This is a genomic window from Chryseobacterium cheonjiense, assembly GCF_012927265.1.
Taxonomy (GTDB): Bacteria; Bacteroidota; Bacteroidia; order Flavobacteriales; family Weeksellaceae; genus Chryseobacterium; species Chryseobacterium cheonjiense.
The window spans coordinates 336,970-363,317 of record NZ_JABBGF010000002.1; the positions used below are offsets into that span (position 1 = coordinate 336,970).

Genomic DNA, 26,348 nt, shown 5'->3' on the forward strand with positions numbered 1-26,348 from the left:
TCCCAAAAGACAGTCTTTATATATTTAAATTTTAAAATCTTACTGAACCTGAATGTTATCCAGCTGAATGGTAGTAGTGACACCACTTCCGTTTCCGGAGTATTCGAATAAGATAAATCCGTTACCCGTTAATGTAGTTGGGAAACTGTAAGTTCCGGCCGGAGTTAATGTTCCGTATCCGCTTGTAGGAAGTACCGGAATCGTAAACGCAGAAGTAATATCTGTTTTGGTAGCCTGTGTAATATCTCCGAGTGCAGTATAATTGGTTGTATAATATACTTTAAGAGCATTACCGTTAAAGAATCCTACATTTACATCAAATTTCAATGTATTGGCAGCCGTAAAATCAACAGGTACTGCAAAATACGTAACATAAGGTCCTGAACCTGAGTTGGCACCAAGCTGAATATATTTGTTGTTACTGAATGTTTTCAGCTGCCAGTATCTGTTTCCTAAAACTGGATCGTTTACATATTTAGGATATACTTCAAGGTTGGTAGGAGTAGTTGAATAGCTTTCAAAATTTTCAAGGAAAGAACCAGAATATGTAATCGCCGTACCTCCTTTTGGCGGCGTAGCATCTACTCTGGTGCCTGTAAATTTAATATCGGAAATACTTCTGATAAGCATCTGCCATGTTGAATTATATCGGCTTACCACGAAAGTTACATTTCCATTTCCTGTTGGAAGAAGCTCCCCTCCTGTTTTAAAGAAACCGGAATTTCTGATTACTGCGGTATTTCCTAGTTTATCCTCGATATTTCTGTCTGTATCCAGTCCCTGACCTCCCGCATCGTAATCGATAAATTTCTTAACGGTAGGGTAGATTTCAGCAATATTAAACTGAACATCCGGTACTGTAACCAACGTGTTGATTAAAGCAGGATTTTTAGCATCAGCCAAAGAAGTAAGCTGTTTAGGAACAATTGTCTGGATATCCAGTCCGTTTCCGTTACAAACTCCCGACATGTATCTCCCCACAAGAGCCTGAGGAATTCTTCCGATTGCATATACAGGATCTTCAGAACCTAATTTGATAGCGCCTCTGTCTGTACCGAGACGTAATCCTTTAGCATTAATTCTGATATGTGCCCCTACCGGGAAATCTGCAAAATTACTTGACTTATCTACTTCAATCTGTAGCCCAACAGTAGGGTTTGAAGTTTTATCCTGAAAGGAAATCGTTTTATAAAAATTTCCCTGCTCATCGGATGAAATGATGTAACCATCGAAAATTTGATCAGTAGTAATCAATTTATATCCTGAAGAAGGAGTTTGAGCAACAAAATCAGCCATAGAAATAGTAGGCTCCGGAAACTTATTTGAACACTCGATAGGGGGTGTTTCCCACTCGTCGTTCTTCACGCAAGAAGACACTGCAGACAATACTCCTACTGCCAGAAATGCCGTTTTTAAAAAATTAGTGATATTATTCATAATTGTTTTATTTTATTAGAATCTGAATTGTAAGTTAACAAAATAGGAACGTCCCTGGTTGTACCAGTATTTTGGTCCGAAAGAAGGAGTAGGGCTAAGATAGTCTGTCGCAAAATCAAGAGCTTTTGTTTCTCTTGTCTGCTCAAATCCTCCGGTAATGTATTTCCTGTTATTTAAAATATTATTGACAGATGCAGTAACTAAAAGATAATATTTACCAAATACAAAAGATTTTCCTGCATTAGCATTTAAGAAAAATGCAGAAGGAAGTTTTACCGGTTTCAGTAAATTTCTTACATCATCATCGGTAAGACCAAGATACGGCGTACTTGAATAAGCATTCTGAATAAAATTATTCGTTCTTAAAGCCGGAGCCGGATCCAGATAATTGTCATCAAGATAATTCCAGTTTGCTCCTACCCACCAGTATTTCGGATTGTTGTAACGGAAACCTAATGAGAATGCCTGCTGAGGCGTACCTCCCTGCTTATAGTTTTTGATATATGCTTTTCCGAATGGTGTCACACTACTTCCTGAAGCATCCGATACCAGATATACGTCCGGGTTATTTCTGTATACAAATTGTCCGTAGCTCGCTAAACCCTGTAGGGATAATGTTGGTAATACTTTAACATCAACACCTAATTCGGCACCCATGTTTCTTTTTTCCACATTAGACATTACCTGTGTTACGAAAGCACTCTGAACCTGTGAAACAGTTCCGTCCGGATTTGTATTATTCAGCTGAATACCATCAGCAAAGAATCGCTGTACATTTGTTTCATTTTGAGTATCAACTAAATAACCCGTAGCTCTCACTTTAAGGAATGGTGTACTGATGACATAGCTTAAATCATTCGCGGTGTAAACGGTACTTTTGATATTTGGATTCACAAGAGCATTAACTCTTGGATTAATAAATAAATCTTCAAGGAATGGCGCCTGATTGTACATAGCTCCATTATAAACCAGGAAGTTTCGGCCATTGATACGATAAACAACCTGCCCTTTCAGTCCAAAATTCCAGAAATTGAAATCACTGCTTTTTCCATAGGAGTTTTCATATAAATAATGCTTGAACAGCCCTTCTCTGTTTGAAGTGGAATATCCTGCCAATGCAGAAACGAAAACATCGAAATTTCCTGTTGAAAATTTAAGTCCCGGATTTACTTTTGCTTCCTGTCTTCTCAGAATGTAGTTGTATGTCATACGATCACCAACCTTTACCTCAACATTTTGATCGAGCGTATTGTAAAAACCGGTAGAACCAGGCTTTGCAGTTTCCTTAAACGGATCTACATTGATAGCATAATCTCCTCCCAAAAGATCTTTCATTTCACGATAAAGTTCAGATCTGTAGTTTTGGTAAGAAACGTTTAAGATAAACTTGGTACGGTCATTAAAATTATAAGTATAATGCGTTCCGGCATTAAAGATTTTGTCATCGCTTACGTCATCAACCAGATATATTTTGGAACGTTTGCCGTTTAATCCGTAAAGTCGGGACATTTCAGCCTGATCCACAACATCATTTTTAAGGTTGTTTCTGTAAATTCTGTCCCAATTAATCTGTGTAACATCCGGATCTCCGTTTACCCAGCTGTTTAAACTTGTATTATATCCGTCAATTAAAGAAGTAAACTGACTTGGTGTGAATTGCGGATTATTTGTCGCATTATAAATAATACTGTTGATATAATAGCTTGGTAAATTTCTGTAATAGGTCGGAGACGGGTTGGAAACTCCGTTCCAGTCTAAACGTGATCCTCTGTCTTTCCCTAACTGGTAAGAAACCGTAGTCCAGAGATTTGAGTTTTTATTGATTTTCCAGAAATCCTGTACCTGGAATATCGGCTGGAAACCTCTTCTTACCCTTTCGCTTCTTTTTTCTCCATCCTGCCATCCCCAATACGAGTTGTAATGTACTCCTCTGTAATCGTAAACTTCCTGAGTACTAGGGCTTGCAGTAGATCTTCTGTATGGAGAGCCTATGAAATTGAAAGTCATCGTATGCTTGTCACTGAATTTCTTTTCAACACCAAGATAAGTTCCGTAGGCATCATAGAATGTCCCTTCCTGAATACCCTCTTCAGCCCATCTTCTTGCTCCCATTAAAGTAAACGCCCATCCGCTTTTGCTCATTCCTGAGCTGTATCGCAACGATGTTCTGTTTCTGTAATTTCTGTTGGTTAAAGACTGCGTAAACTGGAATCCTTTTCGGTATTCACTGGCTTTCGTATTTTTATAAATAACCCCGCTGTTTCCTCCAAATGCATATTCTGACGGGGAATGATTGGGTGCAATCTCCGGATATCTGGTAATTTCGTTAAGACCTCCCCAGTTGCTGAAGTCTACATTCCCGTTATCAGATTTTACCATAGAAACCCCATTCATCATTGTTTCTCCTGATCTACCATCAATACCTCTCGGGCGGAACCAATAAAAGCCCAGATCAAACGCCGCGATTCTGTTGAATACATCCTGCGAAGACTGCAGTAAACCTACCGTAGACACCTGATTGCTGCTTTCGTCACTGTCATCATCATTGTCAATAATTGCTAACCCCTGATCTGCGTTTGTAAGTGTAGAATAGAGAGTAATTACTCCCAGATCCTTTTTCTTCTCATTGTCCATCACATCAAACTCCATTACTTTTGTTTCGTAATTCGGTTTGGTAATTACAATTTGGTAATGTCCCGGCATAAGATCCACAAACTGGAAGTATCCTATTTTGTCTGCCGTAACATCATTGTCCTTCCCTTTCATATCTACTTCTGCCCTTTCAACAGGCTTTCCATCTGCATCTTTCAGATACGCAGAAACGGTAGTCTGCGCAAAATAGTATGAAGCTGGAAGTAAAGTAAATAAAGAGACTAATGATAGTTTTTTAATCATGAGTATATTTATTTTTTTAAATACTTTTCTTGTTAATTCTCAACAGTTTAAAAGTTGGGGCGACAAATTTAGTCAAAATTTACAATCTACAATGTTTTTCACGTTATTTTTTCTTAACATTGCAAACTTTTAAGAACCATTATAAATAAATAATGTGAATACACACTTTAAATTTACAAATATTTAAAATGCGATGTATTAAAAAAAAGTAAATTTGTAGATTAAATAATAATTAATAATAACTCTAAGATAATGAAGAGATTTTCGAGTTTCCTGGCCATCGTTATTTCAATAATGGCATTCTCTCAACAGCAGGGAAAACTGAGAAAAGTTGCAACAGTAGGATTTCTGAACGTAGAAAACCTTTGGGACACGATTCGCTCAGCAGATTATATCGACGGGACAAAGGATATCAAAAACCCTGCGTTCCACAGAAGCATTCCTATGGATTCCATCAAATTTCTGGAAGCCGAGAAGTACGACGGTGTATGGAGCGACGGTGCGCTGGCAGGTAAAAAAGCGGTAAGATACCAAAGCGGCTCGGAAGAGTTTACGCCACAAAGCCCTAAGAATTACAATACCAAAATTTACAAGGCCAAGCTTGCTAATGAAGCAAAGGTAATTTCCGAAATGGGTGCCCAATATACAAAGACGGCTCCTGCAGTAGTAGGACTTATTGAGGTAGAAAACAGACAGGTTATTGAAGATCTTATTAAAGAACCTGCCTTAAAGAAATATGATTACGGCATCATCCATTACAATTCTTATGATTACAGAGGAATTGATGTAGCACTGATCTATCAGAAGAGAAGATTCACACCTACCAACTCATTAAAAAAAGAACTGAAAATATTCGGTGACAGCGGAAAGAGAGAGTACACAAGAGATATACTAGTCGTTACCGGTTTTCTTGATAATGAAAAAGTTGCCTTTTTTATGAACCACTGGCCTTCAAGAAGAGGCGGTGAGGCAGCTTCTCTTCCTAAAAGAAACGCAGCAGCAGCTTTACTGAAGCAGCAGATGGACAGTGTAAGAGCAGCAGACCCAACAACAAAGCTCTTCGCCATGGGCGATTTTAATGACGATCCGGTAAGTTCAAGCTTAAAAAATTACCTGAAAGCTCAGCCAAGCCCGAAAGATCTTTCTGAAGCGACACCTTATCTGAATCTGATGTATCCTTTATATAAAAAAGGAGTGGCTTCATTAGCTTATCAGGACGCACCAAACTTATTTGATCAGATTATTGTTTCTAAAAACCTAATTTCAGATGAGGTTACGAAGGAATATTCGGTATATAAAGCAGAAATTTTCGCCCCACCTTATCTGGTAAATAAAGAAGGGAATTACAAAGGCTATCCTTTCAGGTCCTGGAACGGCGATCAGTTTACAGGAGGATACAGCGACCACTTCCCGGCGTTTGTAGTACTCCAGAAAGAACCATAGAATTAGGCACTCACTTGAGTGCTTTTTTTATGTAACTTTATTTGTATGAAAAATCTAATTCTCATCTTCCTTATCTTTCTTTTGCCATTCAGCTGTTGGGCGCAGGACAATTTAAAAAACGACAAAGAGAAATCCGAAATGAAACCTTCGAAAAATGACGACGGTGAGTGGGATCTCACAGTAATTGACACCCAGTTTGATTATTTTCTGAGTGCCGTTGCAAAGCCTGTCAGTCAATATTCAGAATCTTATCTAAAAACAAAGAACACACTTTTGGTAAGCGAGTGGAATTCTTATTATTTTTCAGGAAGATACAGAAACGTTATAGAATCCTCCATTGATTACGATCCAAAAGAAAATTACGGGATTAAATTTGAGTATAAATTATATCAGGTTTTTGCCTATGTAAACTGGAAATATGGATTGAGGATGAATGGACTTTCGGGAAGTGATACTACGAGATATTAAAAAAGGTTCAGAATTGCTCTGAACCTTTTTCTTTTTTATGAATAGTTTTAAATTATTTGTTGAATAATTCCTCAACCTTATCCCAGTTTACCACATCGAAGAATGCAGCTACATAGTCTGGTCTTCTGTTCTGGTAGTTCAGGTAATACGCATGCTCCCAAACGTCAAGACCTAAAACAGGAGTTCCTTTTACGTCTGCAACCGGCATCAAAGGATTATCCTGATTTGGTGTAGAAGTTACTACAACAGAACCATCACCATTTTTTACCAACCAGGCCCATCCTGAACCGAACCTTGTTTTAGCCGCATCAGAAAAATCTGTTATAAATTTTTCGAAGCCTCCATAAGTTTCGATAGCTGCTTTTACATTTCCAACAGGTTCTTTGCTACCTCCCGGTGTTAAAATTTCCCAGAATAACGTATGGTTGAAATGCCCTCCTCCATTGTTTCTTACAGCCGGCTTATCAGTTCCTGTCTGGCAGATCTCTTCGATTGACTTTCCTTCAAAATCAGTTCCTTTAATAGCATTGTTAAGGTTATCAATATAGGCCTGATGATGCTTTGTATGGTGGATTTCCATTGTTTTTGCATCAATTGTCGGCTCTAATGCGTCGTAAGCATATCCTAGTTTTGGTAATTCAAATGACATAATTTTATTTTTAATGTTATTAACCCAAATTTAACCATAAATACGCCGATATTCAAAAAACAGACATTACTTTAATAAATCTTTAACATTGATATATTGATTTAGAATGAATTAAATTTTGTAGTAATAGAAATGAAGGATAGAAGACGGATTTTTTATACGTTGAAATATTCATTGTTGAAGCTATTTCTTTATAATTAAAATTAATGATTAGATTAAAGGCCAACATTAAAGCCTCCAGTTATCCTTTTAAAACAAAAAAACACGAACTAACAAGTCCGTGTTTTCTATTTAACAAAATAAATTAATTTATTATTTATTCATCGACATCAGGAATTCCTCATTATTAATGGTTCCTTTGATGTTTTTGTCAACAAATTCCATAGCTTCCACAGGGTTCATTTCAGAAAGATATTTTCTTAAAATCCACATTCTCTGTGAAGTAACCTCGTCAAGAAGCAAATCGTCTCTACGGGTACTTGAAGCCACAAGATCAATTGCAGGATAAATTCTTCTGTTGGCAATTTTTCTGTCCAGCTGAAGTTCCATGTTTCCTGTTCCTTTGAATTCTTCAAAAATCACCTCATCCATTTTGGAACCCGTATCGATAAGTGCAGTGGCAATAATCGTTAAAGATCCGCCGCCTTCAATTTTTCTTGCTGCCCCGAAGAATCTTTTCGGTTTGTGAAGTGCATTGGCATCTACCCCTCCGGAAAGCACTTTTCCTGAAGCAGGTGTTACTGTATTGTATGCTCTGGCCAATCTTGTAATAGAGTCTAATAGAATTACAACATCATGTCCGCATTCTACCATTCTCTGTGCTTTTGCCAGAACAAGGTTAGCTACTTTTACGTGCTTTTCTGCCGCCTCATCAAATGTTGATGCGATAACTTCCGCATTCACACTTCTTTCCATATCCGTTACCTCTTCAGGACGTTCGTCGATAAGAAGAACCATCATATAAACTTCAGGATGATTGGCTGCAATAGAATTGGCGATATCTTTCAGAAGCATGGTTTTACCGGTTTTCGGCTGGGCAACAATCATTGCTCTCTGTCCTTTTCCGATAGGAGCGAACAAATCGACCACTCTTGTAGAAATCGTAGAACCCTTTCCTGCAAGATTAAATTTCTCTTCCGGGAAAAGCGGTGTCAAATATTCAAAAGCGACACGGTCTTTGATGAATGCCAAATCACGCCCATTAACTTCTGTTGGTTTTAATAGAGAAAAATATTTTTCCCCTTCCTTGGGTAACCTTACGATACCTTTTACAGTATCTCCTGTTTTTAACCCGAAATTTCTGATCTGAGCGGTAGAAACGTACACGTCATCCGGTGATGAAATATAACTGAAATCTGATGAACGAAGGAAACCGTAGTTATCCGGTAAAATTTCCAGAACGCCTTCAATGCTTACCATTCCGTCGAAACTGAACTCCCTTTTCTGTTCCTGGTGTTCTTCGTTTCTGTCAGAATGTTGCTGCTGATGCTGCTTATTCTGATTTTGGTTTTGGTTTTGATTATTGTTCTGGTTTTGGTTTTTATTCTGATTTCCGTTGTTGTGCGGATTGTTGTGTTGTCCTTTTTGGGATCTGGCCTGGGTTTGAGGGTTGGTTGGCCTTTCTTCTGCTGGAGCAGGTTCTGGGGATTCTGTGTTTTTAGGAGCTTCAGGTTTCTCTTGCAGTGTTTCGGTAACAGCTGCGTTTGTAGTGGAAACTCTTTTTCTTTTTTTCTTTGCCGCCGGTGATGCAGCTTCGTCTGCTGTTTCTGCCGGTTCGGCTTTTACCTCTTCCTGAATCGGTTCCTGTGAAGGTATTACTTCTGTCTCTATTTTTTCTTCAGCCTTTGGTCTTTGTTCTGCTTTTGCCTCTGTTTTAGGCTTGGCTGCCGTTTTTTTCGGGGCAGGTTTTCTGGCAGGTGCTTTCGCTGGTTTTTCCGTAGCTTGCTCTTCAGTATCTATACTGCTTTCTGTGGCGCTGAAATATTCTTTTGCCACTTTGGGATTCGAAGCCTGAAAGTCAAGAATTGCAAAGATTTTGTCATTTTCAGTGCTGTTTCTTGCAACTTTAACGCCCAAATCCTTTAAGATTTTAGTCAGCTCCGTTACGGATTTTGACCTTAACGTTTCAATGTTAAACATATTTAATGTAAAAAATGTAATTAATTGTGAGTAAGAAAAGTAAGTCCGGTGACTTTTGTTTTCAAGTACATTTGTATAATGCAAATCTACACTTATTTTTGAATTGTGCAAAATTTATGCTACTTTTGCAGGGAATTTAATTGTCATGATACAAAGAATACAGACGATATGGACATTTCTGGCAGTTTTAGCTGCTGTATTTCTGTTCATTACAGGTCAGGATGTAATCATTTCCGAGAGTTTGCCTGTGCTGAATGTCTTGTGTGTAATCCTTGTTTTAATAGGATTATTAAGTGTATTCAGTTATAAAAACAGAAAAAGACAAATTTTGCTGAATAATGTCAGCATCATTATAAACGTTTTGTTGGTTGGTATATTGATTTACTGGTTACTCAACTTATCCGGAGGAATTCAGATTCCTGAGAAGGGTATTGAGCCAATATTTCCGTTAATTGCGATCGTATGTTTGTTTATTGCAAATATGTACATCAAAAAAGATGAGAGGCTCGTAAAATCTGTAGACAGACTTCGATAACCGCGCAACGATTTTTTGAGTAAGAACAGCTTCTTTTAGGAGCTGTTTTTTTATTTTAATTATTTTTCTGCAGTATGGTATAGGTTACTTCCAGTAAAATTAATTCTAAAACTAAATGCAACATTTCTCTTTAACCCGCGACAGATTATCTATAAATTTTATTACATGAAAAAACTAACCTATCTTACCTTTTCACTGTTCTCAATATTTTCCTTTGCACAGGAAGTTTCCAAAGAAAGAATTAAGACTGTTCTTTCAACACTGGCATCAGATGAAATGAAAGGCCGTGAAATCGGAACTCAGGAAAATGAAAACGCAGCGAACTATATTGCCAAACTTTTCAAGGAAAATAATTTAGAGTACTGCACAGGAAGTTCCTTTCTGGTCCCTTTCACCTACAAAGGCAAAACAGCATATAATGTTTGTGGGATTAAAAAAGGGAAAACAGATAAGTATTTAGGCTTTTCCGGGCACTTTGACCATATCGGAACCAGCAATAATCCAAAAGATAATATCTATAACGGAGCCGATGATGACGCCAGCGGAATCACAACACTTGTAGGAATTGCTGATTATTTTAAAAACAAAAAACCTGAATTTTCAATGGTCTTTATGGCATTTAACGGCGAAGAAAAAGGTATGCTCGGATCAAAGGCGATTTCGACGGATAAAAACCTGGATAATATCTACAATAACCTGACTGCTCTTTTCAATTTTGAAATGGTGGCAACAGAATCAGCTTTCGGGATAAACGCCCTTTTTATGACGGGTGATGAATTCTCTGATCTTGATGAGCTGTTTAATCAAAATGCTGCAAACGGACTTAAAATCAATCCGGATCCTTACGCTGCACAGCAGTTGTTTTACCGTTCGGATAATGTAAGCTTTGTAAAAAAGAAAATTATTGCCCATTCTTTTTCCACAGTTGATATGACAAAAGCGATTCACTATCACAATGAAAGCGATGACATTAACGTTGTAGATTTTGACAATCTTACCCAGATCATCAATAATTTCGGAAAAACACTTGAAAAACTGTCTCCTAAGAATTTCAGCCCTAAATATAATGATACTGTAAAATTCTGACCCCTTATATACAGCCACCGGGACGAGGTGGCTCTTTATTTTCATAAAATATTGTAACAAAAACTCCGGAATTAAAACATATTAAAGAAAGTAAAAGACCTTTAAAAACGTCTTATCATTTAAATTATGTAATTTTGCTATCCAATTTTTTCATTGAATGAATCAATATATTAAAATACTTAAGTTCGCAAAACCTCATCAAAAATACATTTACGGAAGTTTATTCTTCAATCTTATGTATTCTGTATTTCAGATTGCTTCCTTAGGGACAATTCTGCCAGTTTTGGGAATGCTTTTCGGAACTATAGAAGCTAAAAAATACAAAACAGCACCGGTATATTCAGGTGAAATCCTCGATTTTTTTTCTTACGCAAAAGAATACGCCAATTATTATGTTCAGAGTCTGGTAACTCAATATGGAGCTCTTAATGTTTTGGCATGGCTTTGTGTAGTTACAGCCTTCATGTTCCTGTTAAGAAATCTTTTCAGGTATCTGGGATCTTTTTTACTTATCAATTACAGAGTAGGTGTTACCAAAGATCTTCGGGGAGCCATGTACAGGAAAATACTTTCTCTTCCCGTAGCCTTTTTTACGGAAAGCAGAAAGGGTGATCTTATGTCCCGAATGTCCAATGATGTGGGAGAAGTGGAAGGAAACATTCTTGGGAGCCTTGTAGAGCTCATTAACGCTCCTTTTATGCTGATCAGCACACTGGTAACTTTATTCTTTTTAAGCACGGAAATGACGCTTTTCTCACTTCTGGTTTTACCGGTGATGGGAACAATGATTGCCCTGATCGGAAAGAGCCTTAAAAAAGATTCTCATGAAGCGCAAAACGAAATGGGAAATATTTTTTCTATTGTAGATGAAACCCTGAAATCCACGAAAGTCATTAAAATTTTCAGTGCAGAAAAAATAATGGACAGCCGGTTTATGCAGTCTATGCAGCGATGGATCAACAGCTCCATACGACTGGGAAGAAAAAAAGAGCTGGCCTCGCCGATGAGCGAGTTTCTAGGTTCTGTGACGTTTTTAATTATCGCATGGTACGGAGGAAAACAGATTATTGTAGAACAGAGTATTTCTCCTGCAGATTTTCTTGTTTTCTTAGGAATTTTCTTCCAGATATTGCCTCCGGTGAAAAGTTTATCCCAGTCTATTTCAAATGTTCAGAAAGGAGAAGCTTCTCTGGAAAGAGTTCTTGAAATCCTTGATGCTGACGTGAAAATTGATGAAGCTCCGAATCCGGTAAGCATTTCCACTCTTAATCAATCTATCGAATTTAATAATATTGGTTTTTATTATGATAAAGACCACACCATCCTTAAAAATTTCTCACTGAGCATTCCAAAAGGGAAAACAGTGGCTCTTGTTGGACAGAGCGGAAGTGGGAAAACGACTATTGCCAATCTTTTAGCGCGGTTTTATGATGTTTCTGAAGGGGAAATATTAATTGACGGAGTTAATGTCAAAAATTTAAAGCTAAAGGAATACCGGAAGCTTTTAGGAATGGTTACCCAGGAATCAGTTTTGTTTAATGATTCTGTTTATAATAATATCCTGATGGGCAAACCCGATGCTACGAGAGAAGAAGTAATTGCTGCCGCAAAAATAGCCAATGCAGACACATTCATTTCGCAGTTCCCAGATGGATATGATTCTAATATCGGGGACGATGGAGGAAAGCTTTCCGGAGGTCAGAAACAGAGGGTTTCGATAGCAAGGGCTGTATTGAAAAACCCTCCGATCATGATTCTGGATGAAGCAACTTCGGCCCTGGATACTGAGTCTGAAAGATTTGTACAGGATGCTCTGGAAAAAATGATGGAAAACAGAACTTCTCTCGTTATTGCACACCGTCTTTCAACCATTCAGAAAGCCGACTGGATTGTGGTAATGGAAAGAGGAGATATTGTAGAACAGGGAACACACCATGATCTTATCGCCAAAAAAGGGATGTACAACAAGCTGGTGGAACTGCAAAATTTCGATTAAACTTATCTAAACAAATGAATCCTATACAAGAGTATTTCTACAGACTTAATGAGCCTGCAAGAAGTACTCTTCTTTTTCTGCGAAAAAAAATTCTGGAATCTGATGCGGAAAACATCACGGAAACATTCAGCTTTAGATTACCTTTTTTCAAATACAAAAAGAAAATGCTGTGTTATTTTAATTTCAGCAAAAAGCACAAATGTTATTACATCAGCTTTTATCACGGCGACAGGCTCGATCATCCGCAATTACTTCAGGAAGGCAGGAAAAAATTTAAGATACTGCTAATTGATCTAGATGAAGATTTACCATTGGATGTGATTCTGAACTTGATAGATGAAGTTAAAAAGTTTTATTAACGTATTTTATTAAATAAAATTTAAGCTAAAGCCAGGTGAATTATATTTAATTGTAAACGGGCTAAAGCCCGTCCCTATTGATGCAAATTCTTCATTCATTTAAACCAAATAAAAAAGGCTGATTCTACCGAAACAGCCTTTACTATATGTAAGTAATATTATTCTTTCATTCTTGCAATCACATCCAGACCTCCTTTTGTGACATCACCTATTTTACAGATGATTTCCGTATCCAACGGTAAGAAGACATCCATCCTTGAACCGAATTTTATAAACCCGAATTCATGACCTGCTTTGGCATCATCTCCCTCATTACAGTAGAAAACAATTCTTCTGGCTACATATCCCGCAATCTGGCGAAATACGACCTTGTGATTGGTAAGACTTTCTACAGCGACCGTAGTTCTTTCATTTTCTGTAGAAGATTTCTCATGCCAGGCTACAAGATATTTTCCCGGATGATATTTTTTATAGATTACCTTTCCCGAAACAGGATATCTGCAGATATGAACATTAAGCGGAGACATGAATATGGAAACCTGAATTGCTTTTCCTTTTATGAATTCATCCTCTTCCACCTCCTTTATCATTACTACCTTTCCGTCTACCGGGGCAATTACATTTTCCCTGTGTTCCAGAATATCCCGGTTTGGAACCCTAAAGAACCAGAATACGAGACTGTAAACAACCAATAAAGGCAGAATGATCACCAGTGACCACATTTCAAGAAAATAAATGGCCAGTGCACTCAAAATGATAAACAATAAGGAGGCAACAGTGATGGTTCCTTTTGATTCTCTGTGTAATTTCATGAGATTATATAAATTTTTCTAATATAAAGTACAAATATACGACAGGAACGCAGATTAAAAAACTATCAAGCCGATCTAATACGCCGCCATGTCCAGGAATGATGTTTCCACTGTCTTTTACTCCGAAGTTTCTTTTCAGCTGGCTTTCCACAAGATCTCCTACAGGAGCAAAGGCAGCTACCAGAAATCCTACGACCATCCAGTTTCCTCGAAGATCCGGATGATAATGTTCAATAAAGTAGGACAATACCAATGTAAGCACAACTCCGCCTATATATCCTTCCCAAGTCTTTTTAGGGGAAATTTTAGGAGCCATTTTATGTTTTCCGAAGAACTTTCCCGTTAAATACGCAAAAGTATCGCTGCTCCATATTAAAATGAAAAGGAAAAGAACTTCCAGAGAAAACCTGTCGTCGAATCTTGAAAATTTTGGCAAACCTAATGCAAAACTAAATGGCAGCGCCACGTAAATGACCATAAAAATGAGTTTCCCACTGTCGTAGTACAACTCATTCGGATATTTAAATAAAGTGACCACAGCAATGACTATTAAAAGCAGCGCCAGAATTTCACTGAACCTGAAATCAAAAAAGAAATCGAAGTGGAAATATCGTTTGGAAAAAACGTAAAAAACAAAGATAATCAGTGGAAGAACCACCCATCTTTCATAGCCGTTACCAAACTTCATGATTTTAAAACATTCCCAAGAGCTTACTCCCAAAAGAAATGTAATGAGTCCGTAATAGAGGTATTCCTGCTGTACAAGGTCAGGACTTATACTGTTAATCAGCTGTGCACCCAGCGGTGTTGTGCAAAGAATGATAATTGCTATATATACAATTCCTGATATCGTTCTTTGAATAAGATTTTTGTCCAAGATTTTAAAATTTATAACGTTGATGCCTAATCTTCAAGCAACAATAAAAACAGTTTGGTATTGCTGTTGGAAGAAGTATCCAGCTTCGACTGTGCTCCGCTGATGGAAGTAAGGTTTTTGATATTCCCGTTTCTTTTGATTTTTCCCATTGCATCATTGAGATTGTTCACGATCTGTGAAACATTGGCCATCACAATAATCTTATTAGGCAGCCTTGACGAATGGTAATGAAGGATATTATTGTGCGAAAGCATAATTCTTCCGTCATAAGCGATGAGATATTCACAGGTGATGAAACTTGCATCATTATCACTTTGCAGTTCCGGAGTATAAGATGTTTTTACAACATTTAAGAAATTCTGAAGATCTTTGTCCCAGCAGAATACATTGCTGATACCTTCTATTTTGATAATCTGATGTAGAGTCTGTAATGCCTCTGCTTCATCTGCGCAGTAATTGAAAAATCCTCCTGAATGCGTAAACAATTGGGCAAATTTATAATCAAGATCCGCATTTTTAAGCGAGTCTCCTAATTTCTCCAGACTTGGTTTTTCTTCTTCTTCCGGCTGGTTGGTAAGTTTGCTTACAATCCTTTTGAACAAATTCAATTTAATTTATTTTTTAGACGCTTTATACAAAAATATAAAATTATCATATAGAAATCTAAAAACGTGCCGATAAATATGAAAAAACCTGACAAATCAGAGACTGTCAGGTTTTCTTAATCTATTTAAAAAGATTTTTAGATTTGGGTAGGACTTTCAGGTGCCTGAATTTCACTATCTTCCTCTTTATCTTTAATGATAATTTCTTCGTTTGGCTGCTGTGCTGCCGGAATGGTATTCGTAACAGGTTTTTCTGTCAGTTCCGGATCCCATGCTCTTTTTCCGAACACTTCTTCAAGATCTTCTCTGAAAATCACCTCTTTTTCAAGAAGTTTGTTGGCAAGCGCATCGAGCTTATCTTTATTTTCTGTCAGAATCTGAACAGCGCGGTCATATTGAGTTTCAATAATTCCTTTGATTTCAATATCAATTTTCTTTGCTGTTTCTTCAGAATAAGGTTTCCCGAAGTTGTATTCAGACTGGCCTGAACTGTCATAATAAGAAATATTACCGATATTCGGGCTTAATCCGTAGATCGTAACCATTGCCTGTGCTCTCTTCGTTACACTTTCGAGATCAGAAAGAGCTCCTGTTGAGATATTATTAAAAATAACCTGTTCTGCAGCTCTACCTCCTAAAGTCGCGCACATTTCATCAAGCATCTGCTCAGTAGTTGTAAGCTGTCTTTCTTCAGGTAAATACCATGCTGCCCCTAAAGATCGCCCTCTCGGAACAATAGTTACTTTTAACAGTGGTGATGCGTGCTCTACCAACCAGGAGATGGTAGCGTGTCCTGCTTCATGATAAGCCACTCTTTTCTTTTCAGATGGTTTGATGGCTTTGTTTTTCTTTTCTAGACCTCCGATAATACGGTCTACCGCATCAAGAAAATCCTGTTTTGTAACTGAAGTATGATTGTTTCTCGCTGCAATTAATGCCGCTTCGTTACATACGTTAGCAATATCCGCCCCGCTGAATCCCGGAGTCTGTTTTGCTAAAAACTCCCGGTCTACACTGTCATCAAGCTTGATTTTCTTTAAATGCACATCAAAGATTTGTCTTCTTTCATGCAATTCAGGAAGATCTACATAGATCGAACGGTCGAAACGTCCGGCTCTCATTAATGCTTTATCAAGAATATCCGCCCGGTTGGTTGCAGCCATTACAATAACGTTGGTATCTGTTCCGAAACCGTCCATTTCCGTAAGAAGCTGGTTCAGCGTGTTTTCTCTTTCGTCGTTTCCGCCTGAGAAGTTATTCTTTCCTCTCGCACGTCCGATAGCATCAATCTCGTCTATGAAAATAATTGCCGGTGATTTCGCTTTAGCCTGAGCAAATAAATCTCTTACTCTGGATGCACCTACTCCTACAAACATTTCTACGAAATCTGATCCTGAAAGTGAGAAGAAAGGTACTTTGGCTTCACCCGCCACAGCCTTTGCCAATAGCGTTTTACCAGTTCCCGGAGGCCCTACCAATAGTACACCTTTAGGAATTTTACCTCCCAGTTTCGTATATTTTTCTGAATTTTTAAGGAAATCTACGACTTCCTGAACTTCTTCTTTTGCACCTTCCAGTCCTGCAACATCTTTGAAGGTCACCTGAATTCTTTCTTTTTCGTCAAAAAGCTTGGCTTTTGATTTCCCGATAGAGAAAATCTGACCTCCAGGGCCACCTCCGCTTCCCATTCTTCTGAAAAGAAGGAAATAGAATAATCCTAAAATAGTAATCCAGATTAGTGCCTGAATAAGAATACTCATCAACGGGCTTTCACCTTCTGCATAATCCTTAGATGTCGCAATCTGAGGGTTTTGCTGTTTCAGAGCATCAAATTTTTCAAGGAATAATCTCAGGTCTCCGTATTTAAGCGTATAATCTGCTTTCGGAGCCATTGATAGGCTTGAAAAAGGGTTTGCTTTATCGTCTTTCTTTACGGTAGCTGTTTTAGCAGCCTGTGTTAAAAACACGTCAGCCTTCTGGGCTTGTTTATCTATTAAAACTCTCTGGATTTTTCCTGCCTGCATTTCTTTAAAGAAACCATCCTCATCAATAGTTTTTGCACTATTATCACCTAAAAAATTAGGAATAAAAAATAACAAAAGAGCTATGATCGCAATCGGAAAAAACCAGTTAAATCCTTTATTGTTCATTTATACTTTTTAAAATTAAAATTCATTTTCGATTCTGGTAATGACTGCATCACCCCAGAGCTCCTCTATATCGTAGTACTCGCGTACTTGTTTCTGGAAAATATGTACTACTACGGAAACGTAGTCTACCAGCACCCACATTGCATTTTCCGTTCCTTCTACGTGCCAAGGTCTTTCTTTAAGCTCGTTTCTCACCTTTTTTTCAACACCACCCGCTAATGCGGCTACCTGTGTGTTTGAGTTTCCGCTGCATATCACAAAGGTCTCTGCGACAGAGTTTTCGATGTTTGAAAGATCGAAGATCATAATGTCTTCTCCTTTTACATCCTGGATTGCCTCAACGATTTTATCTAATAATTCTTGTTTTTCTGCTGTTTTATTCATTAAAAAATACTATAATCTGCAAATTTATTGTTTTTCTTTCACTTTAGCCTTACTTTTAACCCCCGAAAGTCTTAAAGTTTTCTTAAATGAGTCAACTATTCTACCTGAAAGAATGTTCTTCTACTAATGACGAAATTTCAAAGTTTTTACTTTATGAAAATTCTGATTTTATTGCGCTTCATACATTTCATCAAACAAAAGGCCGTGGCCAGTACGGAAATACATGGTCAGCTGCTGCTGAAAAAAATTTAGCCTATACTCTTGCTGTAAAGACGGAAAATTTTCCGGTGTCTGATTTCCTGTTCAATTATTATACCGCAATCATAATCCGCGATTTCCTTGCCAATTTGACTGATAATCCTGTGAAAATAAAATGGCCTAATGATATTATTCTTAAAAATAAAAAAATCGTAGGAATTTTAATTGAAAAGAAAAAAATTAATCAGAATAATTATTTTATTATTGGAGCCGGTTTTAATATTCTCCAGGAAAAATTTGATGAAATATCGAACGCGGGATCTATTTTAACACAGACAGGTAAGCATTTTAACCTTAATGAATTCACTATTGCGCTTCATGATTTTCTCGTTGAAAAGTTAAATATAATTCCTTCTGAAGATGAAATTCTGAGCCGGTTTAACGCCGGTTTATTCAGAAAAGATGAAATTTCTGTTTTTGAGCTTAATGAAAAAAGACAAAATGGCATCATTAAAAATGCTGACATAAACGGTAATCTCTGGATTGATCTTGAAAACGACGGGTTACAATCCTTCTATCATAAGGAAATAAAACTCCTTTATTGATTGGCCCTTTTCAGGTACAGAAACAGAGCAAGAGGAGAAAACACCATATTCGGAAACCACATGGCAAGAGCCGGTGACATGCTCTTATTCTCTGAAACTACTTTAAGTGCCTCAAATGAAAAAACAAAGACAAACGCCAAAGAAATACCCACGGCCAGATTAATTCCCAATCCGCCCCGCTTTTTCTGTGACGAAAGGGAAAGCGCCAGAAAAGTAAGGATCACAATTGAAACGGGCATGGATGTTCTTTGATAAAGTTCGTTCAGGTGGGCATTCAAATTGCTGTTTCCTTTTTCCGTTTCTCTTTGGATAAATTTTAAAAGTTCGGGGGTTGTCTTGTTCTGCCCCAGCAATTCATTGGGGAAGAGCTCATCGGGATTGTGTCCAAAACTTTTCTTTAAATCAAAACCATTTGATAGTTTTTCGGTATCATCTTTATTAATAGTCTTCTCGGTGTATGAATTCAGGACAAAAACTTTTTTATCCTTATCCCAGGAAGCATCTGAAGCTTTAAGCTCATATACCAGCTTCCTGTTTTTATCAAACTTCTGGTAAGCAAATCCTGACCCTCTTTTTTCACGCTTATTCCATGAGTTGATAAAAATATATTCCGTTTTGCTGAGCTGGGCGGAAACAGGAGCCGTACCCAAAACTTTTTCCTTATTGGCAGCATTGTAGGTATAAGCTTCCAGCTGATTTTTTTGAATATTTGCCCATGGAAGTACAAAATGATTGATGCCCAAAGAGATTAGTGCAATAAATAGCGATGTCAGCAAATAAGGTCTTGCAAATCTGTGAAAACTTGCCCCACTGCTTATAATGGCGACAATTTCCGTATTATTTGCCATTCGGGAAGTGAAATAAATCACAGAAATAAAGACAAGAATAGAAAGAAATGTCATCACAAGATTGACGATCCAAAAAGGATAAAAGTGAACTAAAAAATATGTAAGGTTCAGTTTCGGATCAATCGCTGTCGCGTTTTCAATCCTTGGGATTTTCTGCTGAACATCAATTACCAAAACAACAATAGACAGCAAAATCAGCATGAAACTGAAAGTCCCAAGGTATTTTTTTACAATGTATCTGTCTATAATTTTCAGCATTATTTTATTTTTTTAATGCGTTGTTAATTGATTTCTATGTTTAACAGGTTTTTATCCTATTCTACTTTAGGCCGTCCCTTCAGGACTCTCGTTTCGGATTCATTTTTAAAGCCTTTGACGGAGAACCGGAACAACCGAATTTTTCCATTGATAAAAATCTCCTGCTAAGATATGTTCTCTTGCGACTTTTACCAAGTCCAGATAAAATGCCAAGTTATGAATAGACGCAATTTGTTTCGCGAGGTATTCTTTGGAGACAAACAAATGCCTTACATATGCTTTTGAATATTCTCTGTCTACGAAACTTGTTCCAAACTCATCCAGTGGCGAAAAGTCTTTTTTCCACTTTTCGTTTTTCATATTCATCACCCCTTTCCAGGTGAAAAGCATCGCATTTCTGGCATTTCTTGTTGGCATTACACAGTCCATCATATCGATTCCCAGACCTATTGATTCCAGAATATTCCACGGAGTTCCCACTCCCATTAGATATCTTGGTTTTTCTTTTGGTAAAATATCAGTAACCTCATCGGTTATTCTGTACATTTCTTCTTCGGGTTCGCCTACGGAAAGTCCGCCGATGGCATTTCCTTCTGCGCCGGCTTCTGCAATTACTTGTGCGGAAATTTTCCTCAAGTCGGAATAGGTCGATCCCTGAACAATAGGGAAAAGTCTTTGTTTGTGTCCGTATAATTCGGGATTATTTTCCGTCCATTCAATACATCTTTTCAGCCAGCGGTGTGTAAGCTCCATGGATGATTTAGCTTGGTTGTATTCGCATGGATACGCCACACATTCGTCAAAAGCCATGAAAATATCGGCTCCGATCTGTCTTTGGATTTCCATAGATTTTTCCGGAGAAAACATGTGGTAACTTCCGTCAATATGAGATTTGAATCTTGCGCCTTCTTCAGACATTTTTCGGCTGCTCGCCAATGAAAACACCTGGAAGCCTCCAGAATCGGTAAGGATGGGAAGCTCCCAGTTCATGAATTTATGAAGCCCTCCCACTTCCTGCATGGTATCCATTCCGGGACGAAGGTATAAATGATAGGTATTTCCCAAAATAATCTGGGCTTTTATATCTTCTTTTAATTCTCTTTGGTGAACCGTTTTTACACTTGCTACCGTTCCAACCGGCATAAAAATCGGGGTCTGGATCTTACCGTGGTCTGTGGTAAGTTCTCCCGCTCTTGCCTTTCCCTCAGAGGTTTTTTCTATGGTAAAAAACTTTTGCATCTTATAATTATCTTGATAAAGGAGGAAGATTTTCAGTGTTTCCTGTCTTGCTCATTTTATCTTTTACATATTTTTCAGCTTTCGGATCTTTTTTCAATAATATTTCCTGTGCATCTTCAACGATTCCGTTCATTTTTTCCTTTACTACATAGTATTTGAAGCTTTCTACATAGTCAGCTGATTTTACGTTATGTGTTTTAAGAACATATCTCGTCCCTGCTTCCAGGTTTGAATTCGGGTACATGAAAGTTGCCTGATCATTAATGGCCAGATCTGCCATAATTTCAGCCATTTTATCTTCTGGTAAAAGATTTTTAGGCTTATCGATATAATCTCCGCAAGAAAGCAAAGATATCAGTACAAAAAAGAAGATCAATTTTTTCATCAGTTAATTTTTATCTGTTTTTGATGAAGCCGTCTTATTTCCGAATGAAATTTACAGCATATCATTTTATAATCTGTTGATGATTGATTTCCACTTTAAATTTAAAACTCCGAAAACCGCTTCATGAATGATGCCGCCATTCATTTTGCTTTCTCCAAGGATTCTGTTGGTAAAAATAATCGGCACTTCTACAATTTTGAATCCTTTTTTAAGAGTTCTGAATTTCATTTCAATCTGAAATCCATACCCTTTTAATTTCACATTATCCAGCCCGATTTCTTCCAGCACTTTTCTTGAAAAACAGACAAAGCCTGCAGTAGTATCGTGAATCGGCAATCCTAAAACGAATCTTACATATTTTGACGCAAAATAAGAGAGCAATACTCTTCCCATCGGCCAGTTCACTACATTCACTCCTTTGGAATATCTTGATCCAATAGCCATATCGGCATTCCGGCATGCATCAAAAAGTCTTGGCAGATCAGCAGGATTGTGCGAAAAATCGGCATCCATTTCAAAAATATAATCGTACTTATTTTCGATGGCCCATTTAAACCCATGGATGTAGGCTTTTCCCAATCCGTCTTTTACTCTTCTTACCGATAAATGCAGAAAATGCGGATGTTCTTTCTGCAATTCTTTTACCAGCTCTGCTGTACCATCGGGAGATGAATCGTCTACTACCAGAATATGAAAGTCATCTTCCAATGCAAAAACTGCGGAAATAATTTTTTCAATATTTTCCTTTTCGTTATACGTGGGAATGATGACCAGTTTTTTCATTTCAGTTTGCAAAGATAGTTTATTTAACCTTTTTATTTTATACAAAATAATCTATAATTTTGCAAAAAAATACTCCTTTGCCGTTATCACAAAATTTTATAAATCATATAAGGATACCTGAGAACAACGATTGGGTGATCTTTATATTGTTGGGAAGCATCTTTTTGTACCTTTTTATGATGAATATTATTGAAAGGGAAGCAAATCTGAAAGATTTTCTGCTACAGAAATATTTTGATGCAAGTAACAATCTTCCGAGCTGGGTTATAACGTCCTGTGTGACGGCTCTTACCTTATCGGTACTGGTCTCACAGTATATCCCGACCGTCCCTAAATACATTGCAGATCTTCAGGTGTTGGGATATCGGCTGAACAAATTCGGATTCTGCCTGATTGCCGTGGTCCTGTTTTATATGCTGAAATCAGGATTGGGATTTTTATTTTTTCAGAGCACCGGCGACGGAAAAAAATGGACTGTATTTTATTTTACTGCTACAAAATTTTATTTCATCCTGTCTTTTATCCTGATTATTTTATGTGTAACCCACTATTATTTCCCGCTTGACAGAAATAAAATGTTTCTGTACTACTTTTACTTTTTTTCTTTTGTGTTCATTTTCAAGGTTTTTTTCTATTTATTTCATAAGAATAATATCTTACCTGAAAAATGGTATTATAAATTTTTGTATATTTGCACCCTCCAAATTGCACCTCTTTTGTTGCTTTGGAAATTATTATTTTTTTAATACTGTCAATGATGAGAATAAAGTCAATATTGGTTTCTCAACCAGCGCCAAGTGAGTCGTCTCCGTACCTGGATATTGCAAAGAAGGAAAAGATAAAAATAGATTTCCGCCCTTTCATCCACGTAGAAGGAGTTGACAATAAAGAATTGAGAACACAGAAGATCGATCTTACGCAATATACCGGAATTATTTTCACGAGTAAGAATGCGATTGATCATTATTTCAGATTAGCAGAAGAGCTGCGTTTCGCGGTTCCTGATACCATGAGGTACATCTGCCAGTCTGAGGCAATTGCCAATTATCTTCAGAAACATATTGTGTACAGAAAAAGAAAGATCAGCTTCGGGGAAAAGAATTTCTCGGATCTTCTTCCTTTATTCAAAAAATTCCCGACAGAGAAATACCTTTTGCCTTCTTCGGATGTATTGAGTCCGGATATTGTGAAAACAATGGAAGCTTCCAATGTAGACTGGAAAAGAGCCATCATGTACAGAACGGTTTGCAGCGATCTTACAGACATCAACGTAAAGGATTATGACATGCTGATATTCTTCAGCCCACAGGGAATCAAGTCATTACAGCAGAATTTCCCGGATTTTAAACAGGAAGAAACAAAAATAGGCGTCTTCGGAACCACTACTCTTGCTGCCGCTGAAGAGGCAAGGCTTAAAGTAGATCTTATGGCTCCTACTAAGGAAACTCCATCTATGACTATGGCACTGGAGAAGTACATAAAGTCGCTTCACAAGTAAGTTTTACTGTAAAATATAAAGCAACCGTCTTTTCATCAGGAAAGATGGTTTTTTTTTAACTAAATTTGAACAAGAATTAATATTGAATGGAAGCTCCAAAGGCAAAAAAAATAGAAAAACTCCTTGAAACACACGGTGATAAAAGAATTGACAATTATTTCTGGCTTAATGAACGGGAAAATCCGGATGTCATAAAATACCTTGAAGAAGAAAATGCCTACGCAGATTTCGTGATGAAAGATACGGAACAGCTGCAGGAAGAACTTTTTGAAGAGATGAAAGCCCGGTATAAGAAAGATGATGAATCTTTACCGTATTTTTTCAACGGATACTGGTATATCGTCCGCTATGAAGAAGGGAAAGAATATCCTATTTTCTGCAGAAAACACCAAAGTTTAGAAAACAATGAAGAAATTATTCTTGATGTTAATATCCTGGCAGAAGGCGAAAGCTATTTTGAAGTAGGAAGTGTTGCCGTTTCTCCGAATAACGAGCTGGCTTCTTTCTCAACAGACAATGTAAGCCGCCGAATCTATAGCATCAACTTCAAAAATGTAAAAACAGGAGAAATTCTTCCTGATAAGATTGAAAATACAACAGGAAAAGCAGTGTGGGCTAATGATAACGAGCATGTATTCTATATCCGAAAAGATGAAAGCCTGAGAGCTTTCCAGGTGTACAGACATAAGCTGGGAACTGACGCGTCAGACGATGTTTTAATATTCCATGAAAAAGATGACACTTTTGACGTGAATGTTTTTAAAACAAAATCCCTAGAATATATTTTTATTGCAAGTTCGAGCACAATATCAGACGAGCACCGGTTTATTCCTTCCGATAATGTTTTCGCAGAATGGACGATCATTCAGCCAAGAATCGACGACCTGGAATATTCTGTTGAACATTATGAAGACGAGTTTTACATCATTACCAACGCTGATGACGCTTTTAATTTTAAAATTGTAAAGACGAAGATTAATAACTGCGGAATGGAAAACTGGGTTGACGTAATTCCGCACCGTCCTGAAATTTTGCTGGAAGGTTTTGAGATTTTTAAAAATTACCTGGTGCTTGAAGAAAGAGAACAGGGATTGCTGCAAATTAAAATCATAGACGAAAAAACTCAGGAATCTTATTATTTGCCGTTTTCTGATCCTACTTACACCGCTTACATCGGGGTAAATCTTGAATTTGACACGGAGGTTTTACGTTATGGTTACACCTCTTTGACGCAGCCGAGTTCTACTTACGAATATAATATGAAAGAAAAAACCACCGTTCTTCTGAAACAACAGGAAGTTTTGGGCGGAAAATTCTTTGCCGAAAATTATATTTCAGAACGAATCTGGGCAGACTCCAGAGACGGAAGCTCAAAAATTCCGATCTCTCTGGTTTACCACAAAGACACCAAAAAATCTGCGGACACCCCTTTGCTTCTCTATGGTTACGGAAGTTATGGACATACCGTTGACGCAAGTTTCTCGAATGTAAGATTATCAATTCTGGACCGGGGTTTCATCTATGCCATTGCGCACATCAGAGGCGGAGAATATTTGGGAAGAGAATGGTATGAGGATGGAAAAATGCTGTTTAAGAAAAATACATTCTTCGATTTTATTGATGCCGGAAAATTTTTAATTAAAGAAAATTACACTTCCTCAAAGCACTTATACGCAATGGGCGGAAGCGCAGGAGGTTTGCTGGTAGGTGCTGTGATGAATTATGACCCTTCATTATTCAACGGGATTGTAGCACAGGTTCCTTTCGTAGATGTGGTTACTACCATGCTGGACGAAACGATTCCTTTAACAACCGGAGAATATGACGAGTGGGGAAATCCAAACGATGAAGAATACTATCATTACATGAAAGAATATTCGCCTTACGATAATGTAGAAGCGAAAGAATATCCAAATGTACTGATTACAACAGGCTTGCATGATTCTCAGGTTCAATATTGGGAGCCCGCAAAATGGACTGCAAAGTTACGTGAGCTCAAAACCGATAATAATATTCTCATTTTCAAAACCGATATGAGCGCAGGCCACGGTGGGGCAAGCGGAAGATTTGAATCTCTGAAAGAAGACGCTCTGGAGTACGCATTCCTGTTGAAATTGGAAAATAAATATTAAAGATTATGATACTCCTGATTATTTTTTTCGGCCTTGCTGTGGTGTATTACCTTTTCCAGAAGAACAGAATCAATAGAATTGAAAAACAGGAATATCTGCGCGAAAGGAAGAATGAAAAATTCGAGCAGCTCTTGGATCTCGCAAGAAAACAGGATGGGGCAAAATCTGAAGAGCAGAATAAAAATAATAACATGGAGAATTGATATATTATGATAAACGAAGCAGAATACTGGCAAAAAATAGAACAATTTTTCGTAGAAAATTTTGATACGGAAAAAAATGCTCCGATAGAAACGTATCTATTTCTGATCGGCCTGCAGGAACTGGGAAGCGGTCAGCAGAAATACACAAAAGACGATAAGGTAAACTTAATTCATATTGCAGTCTGCCGATTACTGGAACCTTTTGGGTATTATAAATTTTCACATTACGATGACGACGGCTATCCGCATTTTGAAAAGCTGGAAGAACTGCCTGAACTGAAACCCAATGAACAGCAGCTTTTAATGAAAAAAGCGATTATTCAGTATTTTCAGGATGAAGAAATTGTTTAAATTAAAGTGTACA

At 37.5% G+C, this 26,348-nt stretch carries 25 protein-coding genes; 12 read left to right on the plus strand and 13 right to left on the minus strand.

What is annotated here, in order from left to right; all coding sequences use genetic code 11:
* Positions 1-39: 39 nt before the first annotated feature.
* Positions 40-1,437 (minus strand): DUF5689 domain-containing protein, encoded by a 1,398-nt coding sequence (locus HHL20_RS12080; RefSeq protein WP_169231444.1) that lies wholly within the window; start codon positions 1,435-1,437, stop codon positions 40-42.
* Between the two features lie 15 nt (positions 1,438-1,452).
* The gene (locus HHL20_RS12085) at positions 1,453-4,332 is read right to left on the minus strand and encodes a carboxypeptidase-like regulatory domain-containing protein (protein ID WP_169231445.1); all 2,880 of its coding nucleotides are present in this window, start codon (positions 4,330-4,332) and stop codon (positions 1,453-1,455) included.
* Between the two features lie 252 nt (positions 4,333-4,584).
* On the opposite strand from HHL20_RS12085, the gene HHL20_RS12090 reads away from it, so the two are divergent.
* Positions 4,585-5,775, plus strand: a complete 1,191-nt coding sequence (locus HHL20_RS12090) for an endonuclease/exonuclease/phosphatase family protein (protein ID WP_169231446.1) — start codon at positions 4,585-4,587, stop codon at positions 5,773-5,775.
* Between the two features lie 45 nt (positions 5,776-5,820).
* Positions 5,821-6,243 (plus strand): DUF6146 family protein, encoded by a 423-nt coding sequence (locus HHL20_RS12095; RefSeq protein WP_169231447.1) that lies wholly within the window; start codon positions 5,821-5,823, stop codon positions 6,241-6,243.
* A 52-nt stretch (positions 6,244-6,295) separates the two neighbouring features.
* Here the strand turns inward: HHL20_RS12095 and HHL20_RS12100 are convergent, their stop codons facing one another.
* A complete protein-coding gene (locus tag HHL20_RS12100) occupies positions 6,296-6,892 on the minus strand; it encodes a superoxide dismutase (protein WP_169231448.1) in 597 nt (198 codons plus the stop codon).
* A gap of 312 nt (positions 6,893-7,204) precedes the next feature.
* The gene (gene rho / locus HHL20_RS12105) at positions 7,205-9,031 is read right to left on the minus strand and encodes a transcription termination factor Rho (RefSeq protein WP_169231449.1); all 1,827 of its coding nucleotides are present in this window, start codon (positions 9,029-9,031) and stop codon (positions 7,205-7,207) included.
* A 145-nt stretch (positions 9,032-9,176) separates the two neighbouring features.
* Here rho and HHL20_RS12110 point away from each other — a divergent pair, with 145 nt between their 5' ends.
* From HHL20_RS12110 to HHL20_RS12125, 4 genes are all read left to right on the plus strand, one after another.
* Positions 9,177-9,566 carry a DUF4293 domain-containing protein gene (locus HHL20_RS12110; RefSeq protein ID WP_169231450.1) on the plus strand — a complete coding sequence of 130 codons (390 nt, stop codon included), beginning with the start codon at positions 9,177-9,179 and terminating at the stop codon, positions 9,564-9,566.
* 165 nt (positions 9,567-9,731) lie between these two features.
* Positions 9,732-10,652 carry a M28 family peptidase gene (locus HHL20_RS12115; protein ID WP_169231451.1) on the plus strand — a complete coding sequence of 307 codons (921 nt, stop codon included), beginning with the start codon at positions 9,732-9,734 and terminating at the stop codon, positions 10,650-10,652.
* Between the two features lie 157 nt (positions 10,653-10,809).
* On the plus strand, positions 10,810-12,648 hold the full coding sequence (locus HHL20_RS12120) for an ABC transporter ATP-binding protein (RefSeq protein WP_169231452.1): 1,839 nt from the start codon (positions 10,810-10,812) through the stop codon (positions 12,646-12,648).
* Between the two features lie 14 nt (positions 12,649-12,662).
* Positions 12,663-13,007 (plus strand): DUF1801 domain-containing protein, encoded by a 345-nt coding sequence (locus HHL20_RS12125; protein WP_169231453.1) that lies wholly within the window; start codon positions 12,663-12,665, stop codon positions 13,005-13,007.
* A gap of 158 nt (positions 13,008-13,165) precedes the next feature.
* Here HHL20_RS12125 and HHL20_RS12130 read toward each other — a convergent pair whose 3' ends face one another.
* From HHL20_RS12130 to rsfS, 5 genes are all read right to left on the minus strand, one after another.
* Positions 13,166-13,819, minus strand: a complete 654-nt coding sequence (locus HHL20_RS12130) for a phosphatidylserine decarboxylase family protein (protein WP_169231454.1) — start codon at positions 13,817-13,819, stop codon at positions 13,166-13,168.
* A 4-nt stretch (positions 13,820-13,823) separates the two neighbouring features.
* Positions 13,824-14,696 carry a phosphatidate cytidylyltransferase gene (locus tag HHL20_RS12135; protein ID WP_169231455.1) on the minus strand — a complete coding sequence of 291 codons (873 nt, stop codon included), beginning with the start codon at positions 14,694-14,696 and terminating at the stop codon, positions 13,824-13,826.
* A gap of 26 nt (positions 14,697-14,722) precedes the next feature.
* On the minus strand, positions 14,723-15,304 hold the full coding sequence (locus tag HHL20_RS12140) for an LUD domain-containing protein (RefSeq protein ID WP_185194814.1): 582 nt from the start codon (positions 15,302-15,304) through the stop codon (positions 14,723-14,725).
* A gap of 134 nt (positions 15,305-15,438) precedes the next feature.
* Entirely contained in the window at positions 15,439-17,451 is a 2,013-nt protein-coding gene (ftsH, locus tag HHL20_RS12145) for an ATP-dependent zinc metalloprotease FtsH (protein WP_169231456.1), read from the minus strand.
* A gap of 15 nt (positions 17,452-17,466) precedes the next feature.
* Positions 17,467-17,835 (minus strand): ribosome silencing factor, encoded by a 369-nt coding sequence (gene rsfS, locus HHL20_RS12150; RefSeq protein ID WP_169231457.1) that lies wholly within the window; start codon positions 17,833-17,835, stop codon positions 17,467-17,469.
* Positions 17,836-17,921: 86 nt separating this feature from the next.
* On the opposite strand from rsfS, the gene HHL20_RS12155 reads away from it, so the two are divergent.
* A complete protein-coding gene (locus HHL20_RS12155; protein ID WP_169231458.1) occupies positions 17,922-18,638 on the plus strand; it encodes a biotin--[acetyl-CoA-carboxylase] ligase in 717 nt (238 codons plus the stop codon).
* On the opposite strand, the gene HHL20_RS12160 is transcribed toward HHL20_RS12155, so the two are convergent.
* From HHL20_RS12160 to HHL20_RS12175, 4 genes are all read right to left on the minus strand, one after another.
* Positions 18,632-19,741: an LptF/LptG family permease gene (locus HHL20_RS12160; RefSeq protein ID WP_169231965.1), complete on the minus strand. Its 1,110-nt coding sequence runs from the start codon at positions 19,739-19,741 to the stop codon at positions 18,632-18,634. The genes HHL20_RS12155 and HHL20_RS12160 overlap by 7 nt on opposite strands.
* A gap of 108 nt (positions 19,742-19,849) precedes the next feature.
* Positions 19,850-20,983, minus strand: coding sequence for a tRNA guanosine(34) transglycosylase Tgt (gene tgt, locus HHL20_RS12165; RefSeq protein ID WP_169231459.1), 1,134 nt, complete (start codon positions 20,981-20,983; stop codon positions 19,850-19,852).
* A 7-nt stretch (positions 20,984-20,990) separates the two neighbouring features.
* Positions 20,991-21,368, minus strand: coding sequence for a DUF4296 domain-containing protein (locus tag HHL20_RS12170; RefSeq protein WP_169231460.1), 378 nt, complete (start codon positions 21,366-21,368; stop codon positions 20,991-20,993).
* Positions 21,369-21,434: 66 nt separating this feature from the next.
* Positions 21,435-22,151, minus strand: a complete 717-nt coding sequence (locus HHL20_RS12175) for a polyprenol monophosphomannose synthase (protein WP_169231461.1) — start codon at positions 22,149-22,151, stop codon at positions 21,435-21,437.
* Between the two features lie 134 nt (positions 22,152-22,285).
* Here HHL20_RS12175 and HHL20_RS12180 point away from each other — a divergent pair, with 134 nt between their 5' ends.
* The 5 genes from HHL20_RS12180 (at position 22,286) to HHL20_RS12200 (ending at position 26,335) form a co-directional block, all read left to right on the plus strand.
* Positions 22,286-22,897 (plus strand): DUF4271 domain-containing protein, encoded by a 612-nt coding sequence (locus HHL20_RS12180; RefSeq protein ID WP_317166009.1) that lies wholly within the window; start codon positions 22,286-22,288, stop codon positions 22,895-22,897.
* 11 nt (positions 22,898-22,908) lie between these two features.
* On the plus strand, positions 22,909-23,649 hold the full coding sequence (locus HHL20_RS12185; RefSeq protein ID WP_169231966.1) for a uroporphyrinogen-III synthase: 741 nt from the start codon (positions 22,909-22,911) through the stop codon (positions 23,647-23,649).
* Positions 23,650-23,735: 86 nt separating this feature from the next.
* Complete coding sequence (locus HHL20_RS12190; protein ID WP_169231463.1) at positions 23,736-25,781, plus strand: S9 family peptidase; 2,046 nt, start codon at positions 23,736-23,738, stop codon at positions 25,779-25,781.
* 5 nt (positions 25,782-25,786) lie between these two features.
* Positions 25,787-25,984, plus strand: a complete 198-nt coding sequence (locus HHL20_RS12195) for a hypothetical protein (RefSeq protein ID WP_169231464.1) — start codon at positions 25,787-25,789, stop codon at positions 25,982-25,984.
* A 6-nt stretch (positions 25,985-25,990) separates the two neighbouring features.
* The gene (locus HHL20_RS12200; protein ID WP_169231465.1) at positions 25,991-26,335 is read left to right on the plus strand and encodes a hypothetical protein; all 345 of its coding nucleotides are present in this window, start codon (positions 25,991-25,993) and stop codon (positions 26,333-26,335) included.
* Positions 26,336-26,348 lie beyond the last annotated feature (13 nt).